The organism is Mesorhizobium sp. M0174 (genome assembly GCF_040322275.1).
In the GTDB taxonomy this organism is placed as follows: Bacteria; Pseudomonadota; Alphaproteobacteria; order Rhizobiales; family Rhizobiaceae; genus Mesorhizobium.
Map to the genome: position 1 here is coordinate 184,518 of NZ_JAMYTB010000007.1, position 13,134 is coordinate 197,651.

Consider the following 13,134-nt stretch of genomic DNA (forward strand, 5'->3'; position numbering starts at 1 on the left):
CCAATCTCCCCCTAAGTGGGGGAGATGTCCGGCAGGACAGGGGAGGGCGCCGTAGAGCAGCCTTGCAAGACTGCCGCTCCCAACTCGTCACCACAGCATTGCCTGCAAGCATGATCTTCTCCCGAAGACCGCCAGTTGCCCTATTGTCTCGGCACAAGCGCCAGTGCGCGGATCGGGCTGCCGGTGCCGTGCTCGATTTTGAGCGGTGCGGCGATCAGGATCGCGCCCTTCGGCGGCAGCCGGTCGAGATTGCACAGGCTGGCGAGCCCATAGCGGTTGGCCTTGTGCATCAGGCTGTGCGCCGGGAATGGCGGCTCCATTCCCCCTGCTTTGCCAGCATCCGTGCCGATCGTCTCGCTGCCCCAGCCCTTGATGTCCTTGCTGATCAGATACTGGATGGCCTCGGCCGTCGGTCCGGGCGTGTGCGGTCCGGTCTCATTGGCGTTGAGGAACTCGGCTTCCGAGCCGTTGCGCTTGTACCAGTCGGTGCGCATCACCACCCATTCGCCCGCGTTGATAGCGCCATGTTTGGCTTCCCAGGCCTTGATGTGGTCGACGGTGAGCAGGAAGTCGTGATCGGCGGCGGCTTGCTTCGAGCAGTCGATGACATTGACCGGGCCGACGAAATTCTGAACCGGAATGGTGTCGGTGGCACCGTCCGGATAATCCTTGCCGGTGATCCAGTGCTGCGGCGCGTCGAAATGCGTGCCCGAGTGTTCGCCGAGCTTCAGCCAGTTCCAGGCCCACCACGGACCGTTCTTGTCATAGTGGGAGATGGCGTGGATCTCGACCTTCGGCGTGTCCACCGCCAGCTCCGGCGGCAGCTTAATCAGCGGCGTGTTGGGCCCGAGCGGCGCCGTCAGGTCGACCACCTGGATGGCGCCTGAAAGAAGCTGGCCGGCGACGTCGCCGAGGAGTTGTTGTGTGTCCATGGTCTCTGTTCCCTCTTTCTCGATGGTTCTGAAGGCTCTCGCGGCCCTTAATATCCTACTAGACGAAAACATATGCATCTGCAATTATCTTTAAGCATAAAGGAAATGGGACGGGGCGTGAGCGAGTTCGACGCCATATTTGTCGGGGCAGGCCACAACAGTCTGGCATGCGCCGCGCATCTGGCGCTCAAAGGCTGGAAAACAGCGGTTTTCGAACGCAATCCAATGATCGGCGGCGCCATCCAGACGCGCGAATTCACGCTTCCAGGCTTCCGGCACGATTTCGGCGCAATGAATCTGGGCCTGTTCGCCGGCTCGGCCTTTCACAAGAAATATGCAAATGAATTGAAAACCTACGGGCTGGAATTCGTGCCGGTGGCCGACTGTTTTGCCAGCGCCTTCCCCGACGGTCGCTGGTTCGGCGTCAGCAGCGACCTGGAGAAGACCACTGGACGGATGGCCGCCTTCTCCGCGACCGACGCAGCCACATGGCGCCGTCTGGTTGCGGCATTCCCGGCGGAGGCCGAGCATCTGTTCCGGCTGCTGGGCTCGCCGATGAGTGGGCGTGCGCTCGCCGGCACGGCCTGGAAGCTCTGGCGCAAGAAGGGTATTGGCGGCGCGCTCGATACCGGCCGATTACTGCTTTCCTCACCCCGCGCGTGGCTCGAGCAGACTTTCGAGTCACCGCATGTCAGGGCGACGCTGGCCACCTGGGGCATGCATCTCGATTTCGCGCCTGACATCGCTGGCGGCGCGGTATTTCCTTACCTCGAATCCATGGCCAACCAGTGCTTCGGCATGCTGCTCGGCAGAGGCGGCGCCGACACGATCATCCGCGCTTTGTCGGGCATGCTCACGGCCGCCGGCGGCAAGATCGTCACTGGGGCTGATGTTGCCGAGATCACGGTTTCGGCCGGCAAGGCGACCGGCGTGCGGCTCGCTTCCGGCGAGACTCACACCGCCACCAGGGCCGTCATCGCCGGTGTCGCACCCAAGGCGCTGACCGGGAAACTGTTGCCCAATGGATCGGGCGACGCCGGCTTCGACACGGCCATGAAAAAATTCCGCCACGCGCCGGGCACGATGATGATCCATCTGGCACTCGACGATTTGCCGGACTGGCGCGCCGGCGCCGAGCTTCGGCAGTTCGCCTATGTGCATCTCTCGCCTTCGCTCGACGCCATGTCGCGAACCTATCAGCAGGCGATGGCAGGCATGCTGCCGGACGAGCCGGTGCTGGTCGTCGGCCAGCCGACGGCGGTCGATCCGTCGCGCGCGCCGGACGGCAAGCATGTGCTCTGGGTTCAGGTGCGCATGCTGCCGGCCGAGATTGTGGGCGATGCGGCGGGCATGATCGCGCCGGCCCACTGGGACGAGGCTAGGGAGCACTACGCCGAGCGCGTCCTCGACATTATCGAGCGCTATGCGCCCGGCCTTCGCCGGAAGATCCTCGGCCGCGCCGTGTTCTCGCCCATCGACCTCGAACGCGAGAATCCCAACCTGGTCGGCGGCGACCAGGTCTGCGGCAGCCATCATCTGGCGCAGAATTTCCTGTTCCGGCCGGCGCGCGGTTACGCCGGCTGGAACACGCCGATCGGCAATCTGCACCTGACCGGGGCGGCAACATGGCCGGGCGCCGGCACCGGGGCGGCGTCGGGCTTCATGCTCGCACAACAACTTGGCGGGAGGTAGGCTCCATTTTTCATCCAGGGTGAAGGAGGACAAGGCGCGGTTGCCCAAGGAGCCTGAACCCACCGATTGACAACGACACCGCGCATAAAAGCAACAGGGGAACGACCATGACAATCAACAGACGAGAATTGCTCGGATACGGCGCGGCCGCACTTGGCGCCACGGCGCTCGGCCTGCCGCAAATCGCCAAGGCTGCCGGCGAACTGACTATCGCCTACAACGTCAACCTACCGTCCTGGGACCCGACCACCGGGCCTTCGGCGGTCAACCCGACCATCCAGGGTCTCTACCAATCGGTGTTCGACCAGTTCATCCCGCAGAAGCCGGATCTTTCTTTCGCGCCCGGCCTGCTCACCGAATGGGGCTGGAACGAGGATCGCAGCAAGATCATGATGACGGTGCGCGAGGGCGTCACCTGGCATGACGGTTCGCCATTCACGGCCGAAGACGTGGTCTGGTCGCTGCAGCGGGCGGGCGATGAAAAGACCGGCAACCCGATCCAATTCGTCTGGAAGAACGTCAACAACTTCAAGATCGACGGCAACAAGATCACCGGCGACGTCGTGCAATTCGACCCGGTGTATTTCAAATGGATGTCGTTCCTCACCGGCTACATCATGCCGAAGGCCTATTACGAAAAGGTCGGCGCCGAGGGTTTTGAGAAAGCCCCGATCGGCACCGGGCCCTATATGGTCGACAAATTCGAGCGCAACGCCTTCCTGCGGCTCAAGGCCAACCCGAACTACTGGGGCGGCAAGCCGGCCTTCGAAAACGTAACCATCAAGTTCGTCACCGATGCGGCGAGCCGCGTCGCCGAGATCGAGTCCGGCTCCTCGCAGGTGACTCTCGAAATCCCCTATGAGGAATATGACCGCCTGATCGCCAAGGACGGACTTACCGGCTCATGCAAGAATGTTTCCGACATCGGCATGATCTTCTTCAACGACATCGACGTGATGCTGGACAAGAACGTGCGCCAGGCAGCGGTGATGGCGGTCGATAAAAAGCTTTTGGTCGACCGGCTGCTGCGCGGTTACGGCCAGCCCATCGATACGCTGGAGACGCCGGAATACGCCGCCTACGATGCGTCGATCAAAGCCGAGCATAACCCGGAAAAGGCCAAGGAATTGCTGGCCGCCTCCGGCTATTCGCCGGAAAAGCCGGTCAAGTTCACGATACAGACGACCAAGGGCTTCAAGCCCAAGGACTACGAGATGATCCAGGCGATCGTAGGCATGTGGCGCAAGGTCGGCATCGAGGCGACGATCGAGGTCTACGAGATCGCCAAGCACTATGAGTTGCGCGCCGCCGACAAGCTGGCGCCGGCCGCCTTCTACAATTGGGGCAACGCCATCGGCGACCCGACCACCTCGACCGGCTTTGCCATGTATGGCCCGAGCCCGCATTCGGTGTGGGACAGTCAGGATCTGATCGACATGATCAACCCGCTGTGGGGCGAGAAGGACGAGGCCAAGCGCATTGCCGGCTGGAAGGCCGTCGACAAGTACATTGCCGAGCAGGCCTATGTCCTGCCGCTGATCCAGTATGCGCAGCCGATCGTGCATGCCAAGGGCGTCAATGTCGTGCAGCATGTGTCGGGCGCGCTGTTGCCGGCGCTGATGAGCCCGGCCTGAGACAGTCTTCGGCTTGCCGCGCGCCGTCCGGAATGACGGCGCGCATTTTCTGTCACGGGCGACCATGCTGCTGCAAAGATTCCTGATCCGTCTTCTGACGATGGCGATCACGCTGTTCGGCGTGGCCGTCGTCGTCTTCGTCGTCATCCGTGTCGCGCCAGGCGATCCGATCGCGATGATGCTGCCGCCCGGTGCAACCGATGCCGACATCGCGCGTCTGCGCGCGCTTTACGGGCTGGACAAGACCATCGTCCAGCAATTTTTCATCTGGCTGGCAGGTGTCGTCAGGGGCGATTTCGGCACCTCGATTTCGCTCCGGCAGGATGTTCTGGGCCTGGTCCTCAACCGCCTGCCGGCGACGCTGGAACTCGCGATCGTCGCGCTCTTGATGGCGCTGGCAATCGGCGGCACGACGGCGATCCTCGGCGCGCGCGAACGCGGCACCGCAGTCGAGGCTGGCATCGACATCGCCAGCGGTGCGGCGCTCTCGATTCCCGATTTCCTGTGGGGTTTGGTGCTGATCCTTCTGTTCGGCGTGCTGGTGCCGGTTTTCGACATTTCCGGCCGGGTGTCGCCGCAGCTCGATCTGCCCTTCGTCACGCAGTTCTATTTGTTCGAGAGCATCGTGCGGCTGCGCTTCGACCTGACCAAGGACCTGCTGGCGCATATGCTGATGCCGGCCGTGGCTTTGGCGCTGCCACTCGCCGCAATCATCTCGCAGCTGCTGAAACAGTCGTTGAAGGAAGTGCTCGACCTCGACTATGTCGTGTTGGCGCGGGTAAAGGGCTTTTCGGAAACGCAGGTCATCCTGCGCGAGGCGTTGAAGAACGCCGCCCTGCCGACGCTCACTCTGGTCGGCGTGCAGTTCACCTTCCTGATCGGCGGCACGGTCATCGTCGAGCGGCTATTTTCCTATGAGGGTCTCGGCAACATGGCGATCGATGCCGTCATCAACCGCGACCTGCCGCTGATCCAGGGCATCGTGCTGGTGTTCGCGCTGTTGTTCGTGCTGATCAACCTCAGCGTGGACATGATATATGCGCTGCTTAATCCGAGGCTGCGCCGTGGATGAGGCCCGCATTTCAAGACATGGCTCGCGGGCACGCCTGTGGCTGGCCGGCGGTTGGCTGCTGATTGCGCTGCTGGCCGCGATTTTTGCGCCGTTGGTCGCGCCGCAGGACCCACTGGCGCAGGATTTGATGCTGGAGCGGCTGCCGCCGTTCTGGCTGAGCGATGCTGAGCCCGGCTACTGGCTCGGCACCGACAGCCTCGGCCGCGATCTTCTGTCACGGCTGATCTTCGGTGCCCGCATCGCCTTCATCGTCGCCTTCGCGGCAGCCCTTGCCGCCTGCCTGGTCGGCTCGACGCTGGGGCTGATCGCCGGCTATTTCGGCGGCTGGGCCGACCGCATCATCTCGCGTATCGTCGATGTCTGGATGGCGTTTCCCCCGGTGCTGTTTGCCATCCTTCTGGTCGCAGTGCTCGGCACCGGCTTGAGCTCGGTTATCATTGCCATTGCCGTCATCGACTGGACGCGCTTCTGCCGGGTGATCCGCGCCGAGACGATGGGCCAGTCGCGCATGGACTATGTCGAGAACGCCCGCATCGCCGGTTACGGCCGCATCGGCATCATGCTGCGCGAAGTGCTGCCCAATGTGGTGCCGTCGATCGTGGCGCTGCTGTCGCTGGAGATGGGCATTGCCGTCATCGTTGAGGCGATCCTGTCCTTCGTCAATCTGTCGATCTCGACCGACGACCCGACCTGGGGCGGCATCATCGCAGAGGGTCGCTTGTCGGTCCATCAGGCCTGGTGGGTGCTGGTGTTCCCGCTGGTCACCCTGATCCTTACGGTGCTGTCGTTCGGCCAGTTCGGCGAAGGTCTCAGGGCACGTTTCGATCCGGTGCTGCGATGAACGCGCTGGCGAAATCCTGCCTCGACATACGCGACCTTAGCGCGGTGCTGCCTAATGGCTTGCGCGTGTTGCGCTCGGTATCGCTTTCCGTTCAACCCGGCGAGGTCCGCGCGCTGGTCGGCGAGAGCGGCGCCGGCAAGACGATGATCGGCAAGGCGGTGCTCGGCGTGCTGCCACCCAGCGTGCGCATTGTCGAAGGCGACATGCTGCTCGAGGGCGAGGACCTCGGCAAGCTTCAGCCGAAGGCAAGGCGCACGCTGATCGGCGCGCGCACCGCGCTGATCCCGCAGGACCCGCTGACCGCGCTCAATCCGTCACGGCGAATCGGCCCACAGATGACCGACCGGCTGGTGCGCATCCTCGCCTGGAGCGGTGAGAAGGCCGATACACGCATCCGCCAATTGCTGGACGAGGTGCAGATCCGCGACCCCGAGCGTGTCCTCAAATGCTATCCGCACGAGCTGTCCGGCGGCATGCGCCAGCGCGTGCTGATCGCCGCCGCCTTCGCCGCCGAGCCAAGGCTGATCGTCGCCGACGAGCCGACGACGGCGCTCGACGTCACCGTACAGAAACAGATCCTGCGCTTGATCGCTGCGTTGCAGCGCGAGCATGGCACGGCGATCCTGTTCGTTACCCACGATCTCGGCGTCGTCGCCAAGATCAGCCAGAAAGTTTCAGTGCTCTACGCCGGCAAGGTGGTGGAGGAGGCCGAGACGGCTGCTCTCTTCGCTGCCCCGCAGCACCCCTATACGCGGGCGCTGATGGCCGCGACGCCGCGCTACACCGATCCCCTCGCTTCGCTGAAACCCGTGGACGAGGCGGTACTGGCCGGGCTAGCCGCGGAGATCGCCGCCGCCGACCAGGCCTGGAGGCACCCGCATGGCTGAGCCGCTGTTTTCCGTGCGCGGGCTGAAGGTTGCCTTACCCGACATGACGCGCAAGCCGTTGTTTGGCCGCGCTCCGTTGGCCGAGATCCTGAAAGGCCTGGACTTCGATCTGCCCAGGGGATCGGTGACCGGCATCGTCGGCGAATCCGGGTCGGGGAAATCGACGCTCGGCCGCGCGCTGGTGCGTCTGCTGGAGCCCAGCGCCGGCAGCGTCAGCTTCGACGGCCGCGACATCACGCATCTGCCAGAGGCGGAGCTGCGGCCCGTACGCCGCAATCTGCAGATGATCTTCCAGGACCCGATGTCGTCGCTTAACCCACGCCGCACCATCGCCAGCATCATCGCCGCACCACTCAAACAGAATGGCCTCGGCGACAATCTGAAAGCCCGAGTTGCTGAAGCGCTTCAGCGCGTCGGCCTGCCGCAAGGCTTCGCCAGCCGCTATCGTCATGAATTGTCGGGCGGCCAGCGCCAGCGCGTCGGCATTGCCCGCGCGCTGGCGCTGTCGCCGAAATTCGTGCTAGCCGACGAAATCGTCTCAGGCCTCGACGTGTCGACCCAGGCACAGATCCTGACGCTGTTGGAAAAACTCGCCGCCGAGATGGGCCTGACCGTTGCCTTCATCAGCCATGACCTGTCGGTGATCCGGCGGCTCTGCCGGCAAGTGATCGTCATGCGCGAAGGCGCGATCGTCGAAGCCAGTGCGACGGATACTTTGTTCGAGAAGCCGCAGCAGGCTTACACGCGCGACCTCCTCGCCGCCATTCCGCTGCCCGAGATCGATGACGCCTGGCTGCTTCCCGCCGCAAAGGCGCCGGCATGAACACATTCCTACTCGCACACCGAAGAGCGGGCCTCGGACGTGCGCCGACAAGTCAGCTCGCGAAACGGAGGAGAACTGGAATGAAATACGCAATCAGAAACACGATGCTTGCGGCCGCTCTGGCCGGCTCGATGGGAGCAGCCTCGGCTGATTCGATACCCGGCATGCGTGGCCACGACCACACCGGCGTCACCGTCCCCGACATGCAGCAGGCCGTCGAGTTTTTTACCGAGGTGGTCGGCTGCAAGAAGGCGATGTCGTTCGGCCCGTTCGCCGACGACAAGGGCACGTTCATGCAGGATCTGCTGGGCGTCGATCCCAAGGCAGTGATCGAGGAGATCACCCTGGTCCGCTGCGGACACGGGTCGAACATCGAGCTGTTCAAATACACCGCGCCGGACCAGAAGGACCTGACGCCTCGCAACAGCGACATAGGCGGCTTCCACATCGCCTTCTATGTCGACGACATCGCCGCCGCAAAAGCCTATCTTGACGGCAAGGGCGTCAAGACGCGGATGGGGCCGCTGCCGGTTACCGAAGGCCCGGCCGCCGGCCAGACTATCCTCTACTTCCAGGCGCCCTGGGGCTTGCAGTTGGAAGCGATCAGCTATCCCAATGGCATGGCCTATGAAAAAGATGCGGAGACGGTGCTGTGGAGCCCGAAGAACCCGGAGAAATAGCCCGGAGCTTCCCTGGCCAGCGCAAGCCGACTGCCGGCAAGCTTGGTTTCTGAGGCGGATTGTTTCAATCCTGAAACTTCAAGGTTGAATTAATCTGCTTCAGGCGTAAACTCGACAAACAGAAGCGAAGAGGAGATCGCACGATGAAAGTTGCGGTTCTCGGTGGCGGACCAGCCGGGCTCTACTTTGCAATCTCGCTGAAGCTCAGGGATGCCGCGCATGAGGTCACGGTATTCGAGCGCAACCGTGCCGATGATACGTTCGGCTGGGGCGTCGTGCTGTCGGCCGAAACGCTGGAGAACCTGACCAAAAACGACCCGGTCAGCGCCGTCTGGATCCGCAAGCATTTCGCCTATTGGGACGACATCGCCGTCATCCATGACCGCGTGCGAACGGTCTCGACCGGTCATGGCTTTTGCGGCATCGGCCGCAAGCGGCTGCTCACCCTGCTGCAACGGCGGGCGCGCGAGCTCGGCGTCAAGCTGGTCTTCGAAACCGACATCGCCGATCCAAAGCCGTTTATGGAGACGCACGACCTGGTTGTCGCCGCCGACGGGCTGAACTCGAAAGCGCGGGGCACCTTCGTCGACGTGTTCAAGCCCGATATCGACATCCGTAAATGCAAGTTCGTTTGGCTCGGCACCCACCAGAAATTCGACGACGCCTTCACGTTCATCTTCGAGAAAACCGAGCATGGTTGGGTGTGGGCGCATGCCTACCAGTTCGACAGCGATACCGCGACCTTCATCGTAGAATGCAGCGAGCAGACCTGGCAGCGCTTCGGCTTCGGCGCGATGTCGCAGCAGGAATCAATCGCCGTCTGCGAGCGCATCTTTGCCCGTCATCTCGGCGGCCACGCGCTGATGACCAACGCCAATCATATCCGCGGCTCGGCGTGGATCAATTTCCCGCGCGTCTTGTGCGAACGCTGGTCCTACAAGAACCTGGCGCTGATGGGCGACGCGGCGGCGAGCGCGCATTTCTCGATCGGTTCCGGCACCAAGCTGGCGCTGGAAAGCGCGGTGGCGCTGGCCGACTATGTCGAGTCCGAACCGGACCTCGAAGCAGCCTTCCGCAAATATGAGGACGCCCGCCGCACCGAAGTGCTGAAGCTGCAGTCGGCGGCGCGCAATTCGCTCGAATGGTTCGAAGAGGTCGAGCGCTATCTCGGCCTCAATCCGGTGCAGTTCAACTATTCGCTTTTGACGCGTTCGCAGCGCATCAGTCACGAGAATTTGCGGCTGCGCGATGCCGAATGGCTGGCCGGCGCCGAGGAATGGTTCCAGCGTCAGGCCGGCGCCGGCGGCAACAATCTGCGTCGCGCGCCGATGTTCGCGCCGTTCCGGCTGCGCGGCATGGCGCTGCAGAACCGCGTCGTCGTCTCGCCGATGGCGCAGTACAAAGCGGTCGACGGCTGTCCGACTGACTGGCATTTCGCCCATTACGCCGAACGGGCCAAGGGCGGCGCCGGTCTCCTCTACATCGAGATGACCTGCGTCAGCGCGGAGGGCCGCATCACGCCTGGCTGCCCCGGTTTCTATGCGCCCGAGCATGAGGTCGCCTGGAAGCGGCTGGTCGAGTTCGTCCATGCCGAGACCGAGGCCAAGATCTGCGCCCAGATCGGCCATTCCGGTGCCAAGGGGTCGACCAGGCTCGGCTGGCAGGGAACCGACGTGCCGCTGCCCTCAGACAATTGGCCGGTCATGGCAGCCTCTTCCGTGCCGTGGTCGCCGGAAAACCAGGTGCCGAAGGCGATGGACCGCGCCGACATGGATATGGTGCGCGACCAGTTTGTCGCTTCGGCCGAGATGGCGGCGCGCTGCGGCTTCGACATGCTCGAAATCCACGCCGCGCACGGCTATCTCCTGTCCTCCTTCATCACGCCCTTGACCAACCGGCGCACCGACTCCTATGGCGGCTCGCTGGAAAACCGCATGCGCTATCCCTTGGAAATCTTTCATGCGGTGCGCGCCGCGTGGCCGGCCGAGAAGCCGATCTCGATGCGCATCTCCGCCAATGACTGGCTGGGCATCGAAGGCGTGACGCCGGCCGATGCCGTAGAGATCGCGCGGCTGCTGCATGAGGCCGGCGTAGACATCTGCGACGTATCGGCCGGCCAGACTTCGGCCGTGGCAAGACCGGTCTATGGCCGCATGTTCCAGACGCCGTTTTCCGATCGCATCCGCAACGAGGTCGGCATGGCGACGATGGCGGTCGGCAATATCTATGAGCCGGACCACGTCAACTCGATCCTGATGGCGGGCCGCGCCGATCTCGTCGCACTGGCTAGGCCGCATCTTGCCGATCCGTACTGGACGCTGCACGCGGCCGTCACGCTTGGCGATCGCGGCGTCAAATGGCCGGATCCCTATCTGCCCGGCCGCGACCAGCTCTACCGGCTGGCCGAGCGCGAAGCGGCAGCGGGGTTGAAGGTATGAGTGCCACGGCGACGATTTCGGGGCGTCATGCGCTGGTCACCGGCGGCGGCTCCGGCGTCGGCCGCGCGATCGCGCTGGCGCTGGCCGGCGCGGGCATTAACGTGACCATCTGCGGCCGGCGCGTGGAGCCGCTTGCCGAGGTCGCCGCCGAGAACAAACGCATCTTCGCCATTGCCGCCGACGTCACCGACGAGGCATCGATGGCGTCGCTCTACGAGGCCGCGGAAGCGGCACGCGGAGCGTTCGACATCGTCGTTGCCAATGCCGGCATGTCCGGCAGTGCTCCGGCGCAGCGGACCTCGCTGGCAGACTGGCAGCGCACGCTCGACGTCAACTTGACTGGTGCGTTCCTGACGGTGAAGCCGGCGTTGGCCGGCATGGCAGGGCGCAAGACTGGCCGTATCATCTTCGTCGCCTCCACCGCCGGACTGAAAGGCTATCCCTATGTCTCAGCTTACGTTGCCGCCAAGCATGGCGTCGTCGGCCTGATGCGGGCACTCGCCGTCGAGACCGCCAAGTCCGGCATAACAGTGAATGCCGTGTGCCCAGGGTTTGTCGAAACCGAGATGCTGGAGAGCGCCGTCCAGCGCATCGTCGAAGCGACCGGCCGCTCGTCCGAGCGGGCACGGGCAAGCCTTGCAGCGACCAACCCGCAAGACCGCTTCATCCAGCCGGAGGAAATTGCGGCCGCGGTACTTTATCTGTGTGGCGACGCCGCCCGGTCGATTACCGGGCAGACGATTTCGATCTCCGGAGGTGAGACATGGTAGCCGGTCCCCTACCCGCCCCGTCCGGACCCGGCAAGGACCGCCTGCGGCTGTGGATTCGCCTGCTGCGCGCCTCGCGCACCATCGAGGCCGAGCTGCGCGAACGCCTGCGGCAAGAGTTCAACACGACGCTGCCACGCTTCGACGTGATGGCCGCGCTCTACCGCGCGCCGGAAGGCATGCTGATGAGCGATCTTTCGCGCTTCCTGCTGGTGTCCAACGGCAATGTCACCGGCATCATCGACCGGCTGGTCTCGGAAGGGCTGGTGATGCGGGCCCGACGCAATGGCGACCGCCGCACTTCGATGGTGCGGCTGACGGAAGAGGGATCGAAGACTTTCGCCGTGATCGCCGCCGCGCATGAAAAATGGGTCGGCGAGTTGCTGGGCAATGTGAGCGAGGACGAGGCGCGCCGGCTGACCGGCATGCTGACCTCCTTCCGCAGCAATTGGGAGGGACGGGAATGACGAAGATGGCTGGCCGCAAGCCGAAGCATTTCCTCTGGCAGGTCGAAGGCAAGATCGCAAAAATCCGGCTCGATCGGCCGGAGCGCAAGAACCCGCTGACCTTCGACAGCTATGCCGAATTGCGCGACACTTTTCGCGATCTCGTCTATGCCGACGATGTCGATGCGGTGGTGTTCCTTCCCAATGGCGGCAATTTCTGCTCGGGCGGCGATGTCCACGAAATCATCGGCCCACTGGTCAAGATGGACATGAAGGCGCTGCTCGCTTTCACCCGCATGACCGGCGATTTCGTCAAGGCGATGCTGAATTGCGGCAAGCCGATTATTGCTGCGGTCGACGGCGTGGCGGTCGGCGCCGGCGCAATCATCGCCATGGCGTCCGATATCCGCATCGCCACGCCACAGGCCAAAACGGCTTTCCTGTTCACCCGCGTCGGCCTTGCCGGCTGCGACATGGGCGCCTGCGCGATCCTGCCGCGCATCATTGGCCAGGGCCGCGCCGCCGAGCTGCTCTATACCGGCCGCACGATGAGCGCCGAGGAAGGCGAGCGCTGGGGCTTCTACAACCGGCTGGTCGATGCCGCAACGCTAGAGGCCGACGCGCTCGACATGGCCGCGCGCGTCGTTTCCGGCCCGACCTTCGCCCACGGCATGACCAAGACGCAGCTGAATCAGGAATGGTCGATGGGGCTTGACCAGGCTATCGAATCGGAAGCGCAGGCGCAGGCGATCTGCATGCAGACACGCGATTTCGAACGGGCGTACGAGGCTTTCGTCGCCAAGGAAAAGCCGGTGTTCGAGGGGAATTGAGGATGTTTTCTTCGATAAAGACCGACAGGTTCGCGGGACAGCGCCCCCCTCTGTCCTGCCGGACATCTCCCCCTCAAGGGGGGAGATCGACT

12 protein-coding genes are annotated in these 13,134 nt (G+C 63.7%); 11 read left to right on the top strand and 1 reads right to left on the bottom strand.

What is annotated here, in order from left to right; translation table 11 throughout:
- Positions 1-140 precede the first annotated feature (140 nt).
- Positions 141-932 carry a cyclase family protein gene (locus NKJ13_RS16865; protein ID WP_352506100.1) on the bottom strand — a complete coding sequence of 264 codons (792 nt, stop codon included), beginning with the start codon at positions 930-932 and terminating at the stop codon, positions 141-143.
- Positions 933-1,049: 117 nt separating this feature from the next.
- On the opposite strand from NKJ13_RS16865, the gene NKJ13_RS16870 reads away from it, so the two are divergent.
- From NKJ13_RS16870 to NKJ13_RS16920, 11 genes are all read left to right on the top strand, one after another.
- Positions 1,050-2,624 (top strand): phytoene desaturase family protein, encoded by a 1,575-nt coding sequence (locus NKJ13_RS16870; RefSeq protein ID WP_352777905.1) that lies wholly within the window; start codon positions 1,050-1,052, stop codon positions 2,622-2,624.
- Between the two features lie 107 nt (positions 2,625-2,731).
- Positions 2,732-4,258 carry an ABC transporter substrate-binding protein gene (locus NKJ13_RS16875; RefSeq protein WP_352476014.1) on the top strand — a complete coding sequence of 509 codons (1,527 nt, stop codon included), beginning with the start codon at positions 2,732-2,734 and terminating at the stop codon, positions 4,256-4,258.
- Between the two features lie 64 nt (positions 4,259-4,322).
- A complete protein-coding gene (locus tag NKJ13_RS16880; RefSeq protein ID WP_352506097.1) occupies positions 4,323-5,330 on the top strand; it encodes an ABC transporter permease in 1,008 nt (335 codons plus the stop codon).
- Entirely contained in the window at positions 5,323-6,171 is an 849-nt protein-coding gene (locus tag NKJ13_RS16885) for an ABC transporter permease (protein WP_352739395.1), read from the top strand. Before NKJ13_RS16880 ends, NKJ13_RS16885 begins: the two co-directional genes overlap by 8 nt.
- Positions 6,168-7,058, top strand: coding sequence for an ABC transporter ATP-binding protein (locus NKJ13_RS16890; protein ID WP_352739394.1), 891 nt, complete (start codon positions 6,168-6,170; stop codon positions 7,056-7,058). Before NKJ13_RS16885 ends, NKJ13_RS16890 begins: the two co-directional genes overlap by 4 nt.
- Positions 7,051-7,881, top strand: coding sequence for an ATP-binding cassette domain-containing protein (locus tag NKJ13_RS16895; protein WP_352476018.1), 831 nt, complete (start codon positions 7,051-7,053; stop codon positions 7,879-7,881). Before NKJ13_RS16890 ends, NKJ13_RS16895 begins: the two co-directional genes overlap by 8 nt.
- 80 nt (positions 7,882-7,961) lie before the next feature.
- Positions 7,962-8,561: a VOC family protein gene (locus NKJ13_RS16900; RefSeq protein ID WP_254816229.1), complete on the top strand. Its 600-nt coding sequence runs from the start codon at positions 7,962-7,964 to the stop codon at positions 8,559-8,561.
- A 143-nt stretch (positions 8,562-8,704) separates the two neighbouring features.
- Positions 8,705-10,999, top strand: coding sequence for a bifunctional salicylyl-CoA 5-hydroxylase/oxidoreductase (locus NKJ13_RS16905; protein WP_352739390.1), 2,295 nt, complete (start codon positions 8,705-8,707; stop codon positions 10,997-10,999).
- The gene (locus NKJ13_RS16910; RefSeq protein ID WP_352739388.1) at positions 10,996-11,769 is read left to right on the top strand and encodes an SDR family NAD(P)-dependent oxidoreductase; all 774 of its coding nucleotides are present in this window, start codon (positions 10,996-10,998) and stop codon (positions 11,767-11,769) included. Before NKJ13_RS16905 ends, NKJ13_RS16910 begins: the two co-directional genes overlap by 4 nt.
- Positions 11,763-12,233, top strand: a complete 471-nt coding sequence (locus NKJ13_RS16915; RefSeq protein ID WP_254816232.1) for a MarR family winged helix-turn-helix transcriptional regulator — start codon at positions 11,763-11,765, stop codon at positions 12,231-12,233. The genes NKJ13_RS16910 and NKJ13_RS16915 overlap by 7 nt, the downstream gene beginning before the upstream one ends.
- Positions 12,230-13,042, top strand: a complete 813-nt coding sequence (locus tag NKJ13_RS16920) for an enoyl-CoA hydratase family protein (protein WP_352476021.1) — start codon at positions 12,230-12,232, stop codon at positions 13,040-13,042. The genes NKJ13_RS16915 and NKJ13_RS16920 overlap by 4 nt, the downstream gene beginning before the upstream one ends.
- The last annotated feature ends 92 nt before the right edge of the window (positions 13,043-13,134 follow it).

Coding starts and splice junctions, on each gene's coding strand:
- NKJ13_RS16895 (WP_352476018.1), top strand. CDS start 7,051: ATGGCTGAGCCGCTGTTTTCCGTGCGCGGGCTGAAGGTTGCCTTACCC.
- NKJ13_RS16880 (WP_352506097.1), top strand. CDS start 4,323: ATGCTGCTGCAAAGATTCCTGATCCGTCTTCTGACGATGGCGATCACG.
- NKJ13_RS16900 (WP_254816229.1), top strand. CDS start 7,962: ATGAAATACGCAATCAGAAACACGATGCTTGCGGCCGCTCTGGCCGGC.
- NKJ13_RS16915 (WP_254816232.1), top strand. CDS start 11,763: ATGGTAGCCGGTCCCCTACCCGCCCCGTCCGGACCCGGCAAGGACCGC.
- NKJ13_RS16865 (WP_352506100.1), bottom strand. CDS start 932: ATGGACACACAACAACTCCTCGGCGACGTCGCCGGCCAGCTTCTTTCA.
- NKJ13_RS16890 (WP_352739394.1), top strand. CDS start 6,168: ATGAACGCGCTGGCGAAATCCTGCCTCGACATACGCGACCTTAGCGCG.
- NKJ13_RS16910 (WP_352739388.1), top strand. CDS start 10,996: ATGAGTGCCACGGCGACGATTTCGGGGCGTCATGCGCTGGTCACCGGC.
- NKJ13_RS16920 (WP_352476021.1), top strand. CDS start 12,230: ATGACGAAGATGGCTGGCCGCAAGCCGAAGCATTTCCTCTGGCAGGTC.
- NKJ13_RS16875 (WP_352476014.1), top strand. CDS start 2,732: ATGACAATCAACAGACGAGAATTGCTCGGATACGGCGCGGCCGCACTT.
- NKJ13_RS16905 (WP_352739390.1), top strand. CDS start 8,705: ATGAAAGTTGCGGTTCTCGGTGGCGGACCAGCCGGGCTCTACTTTGCA.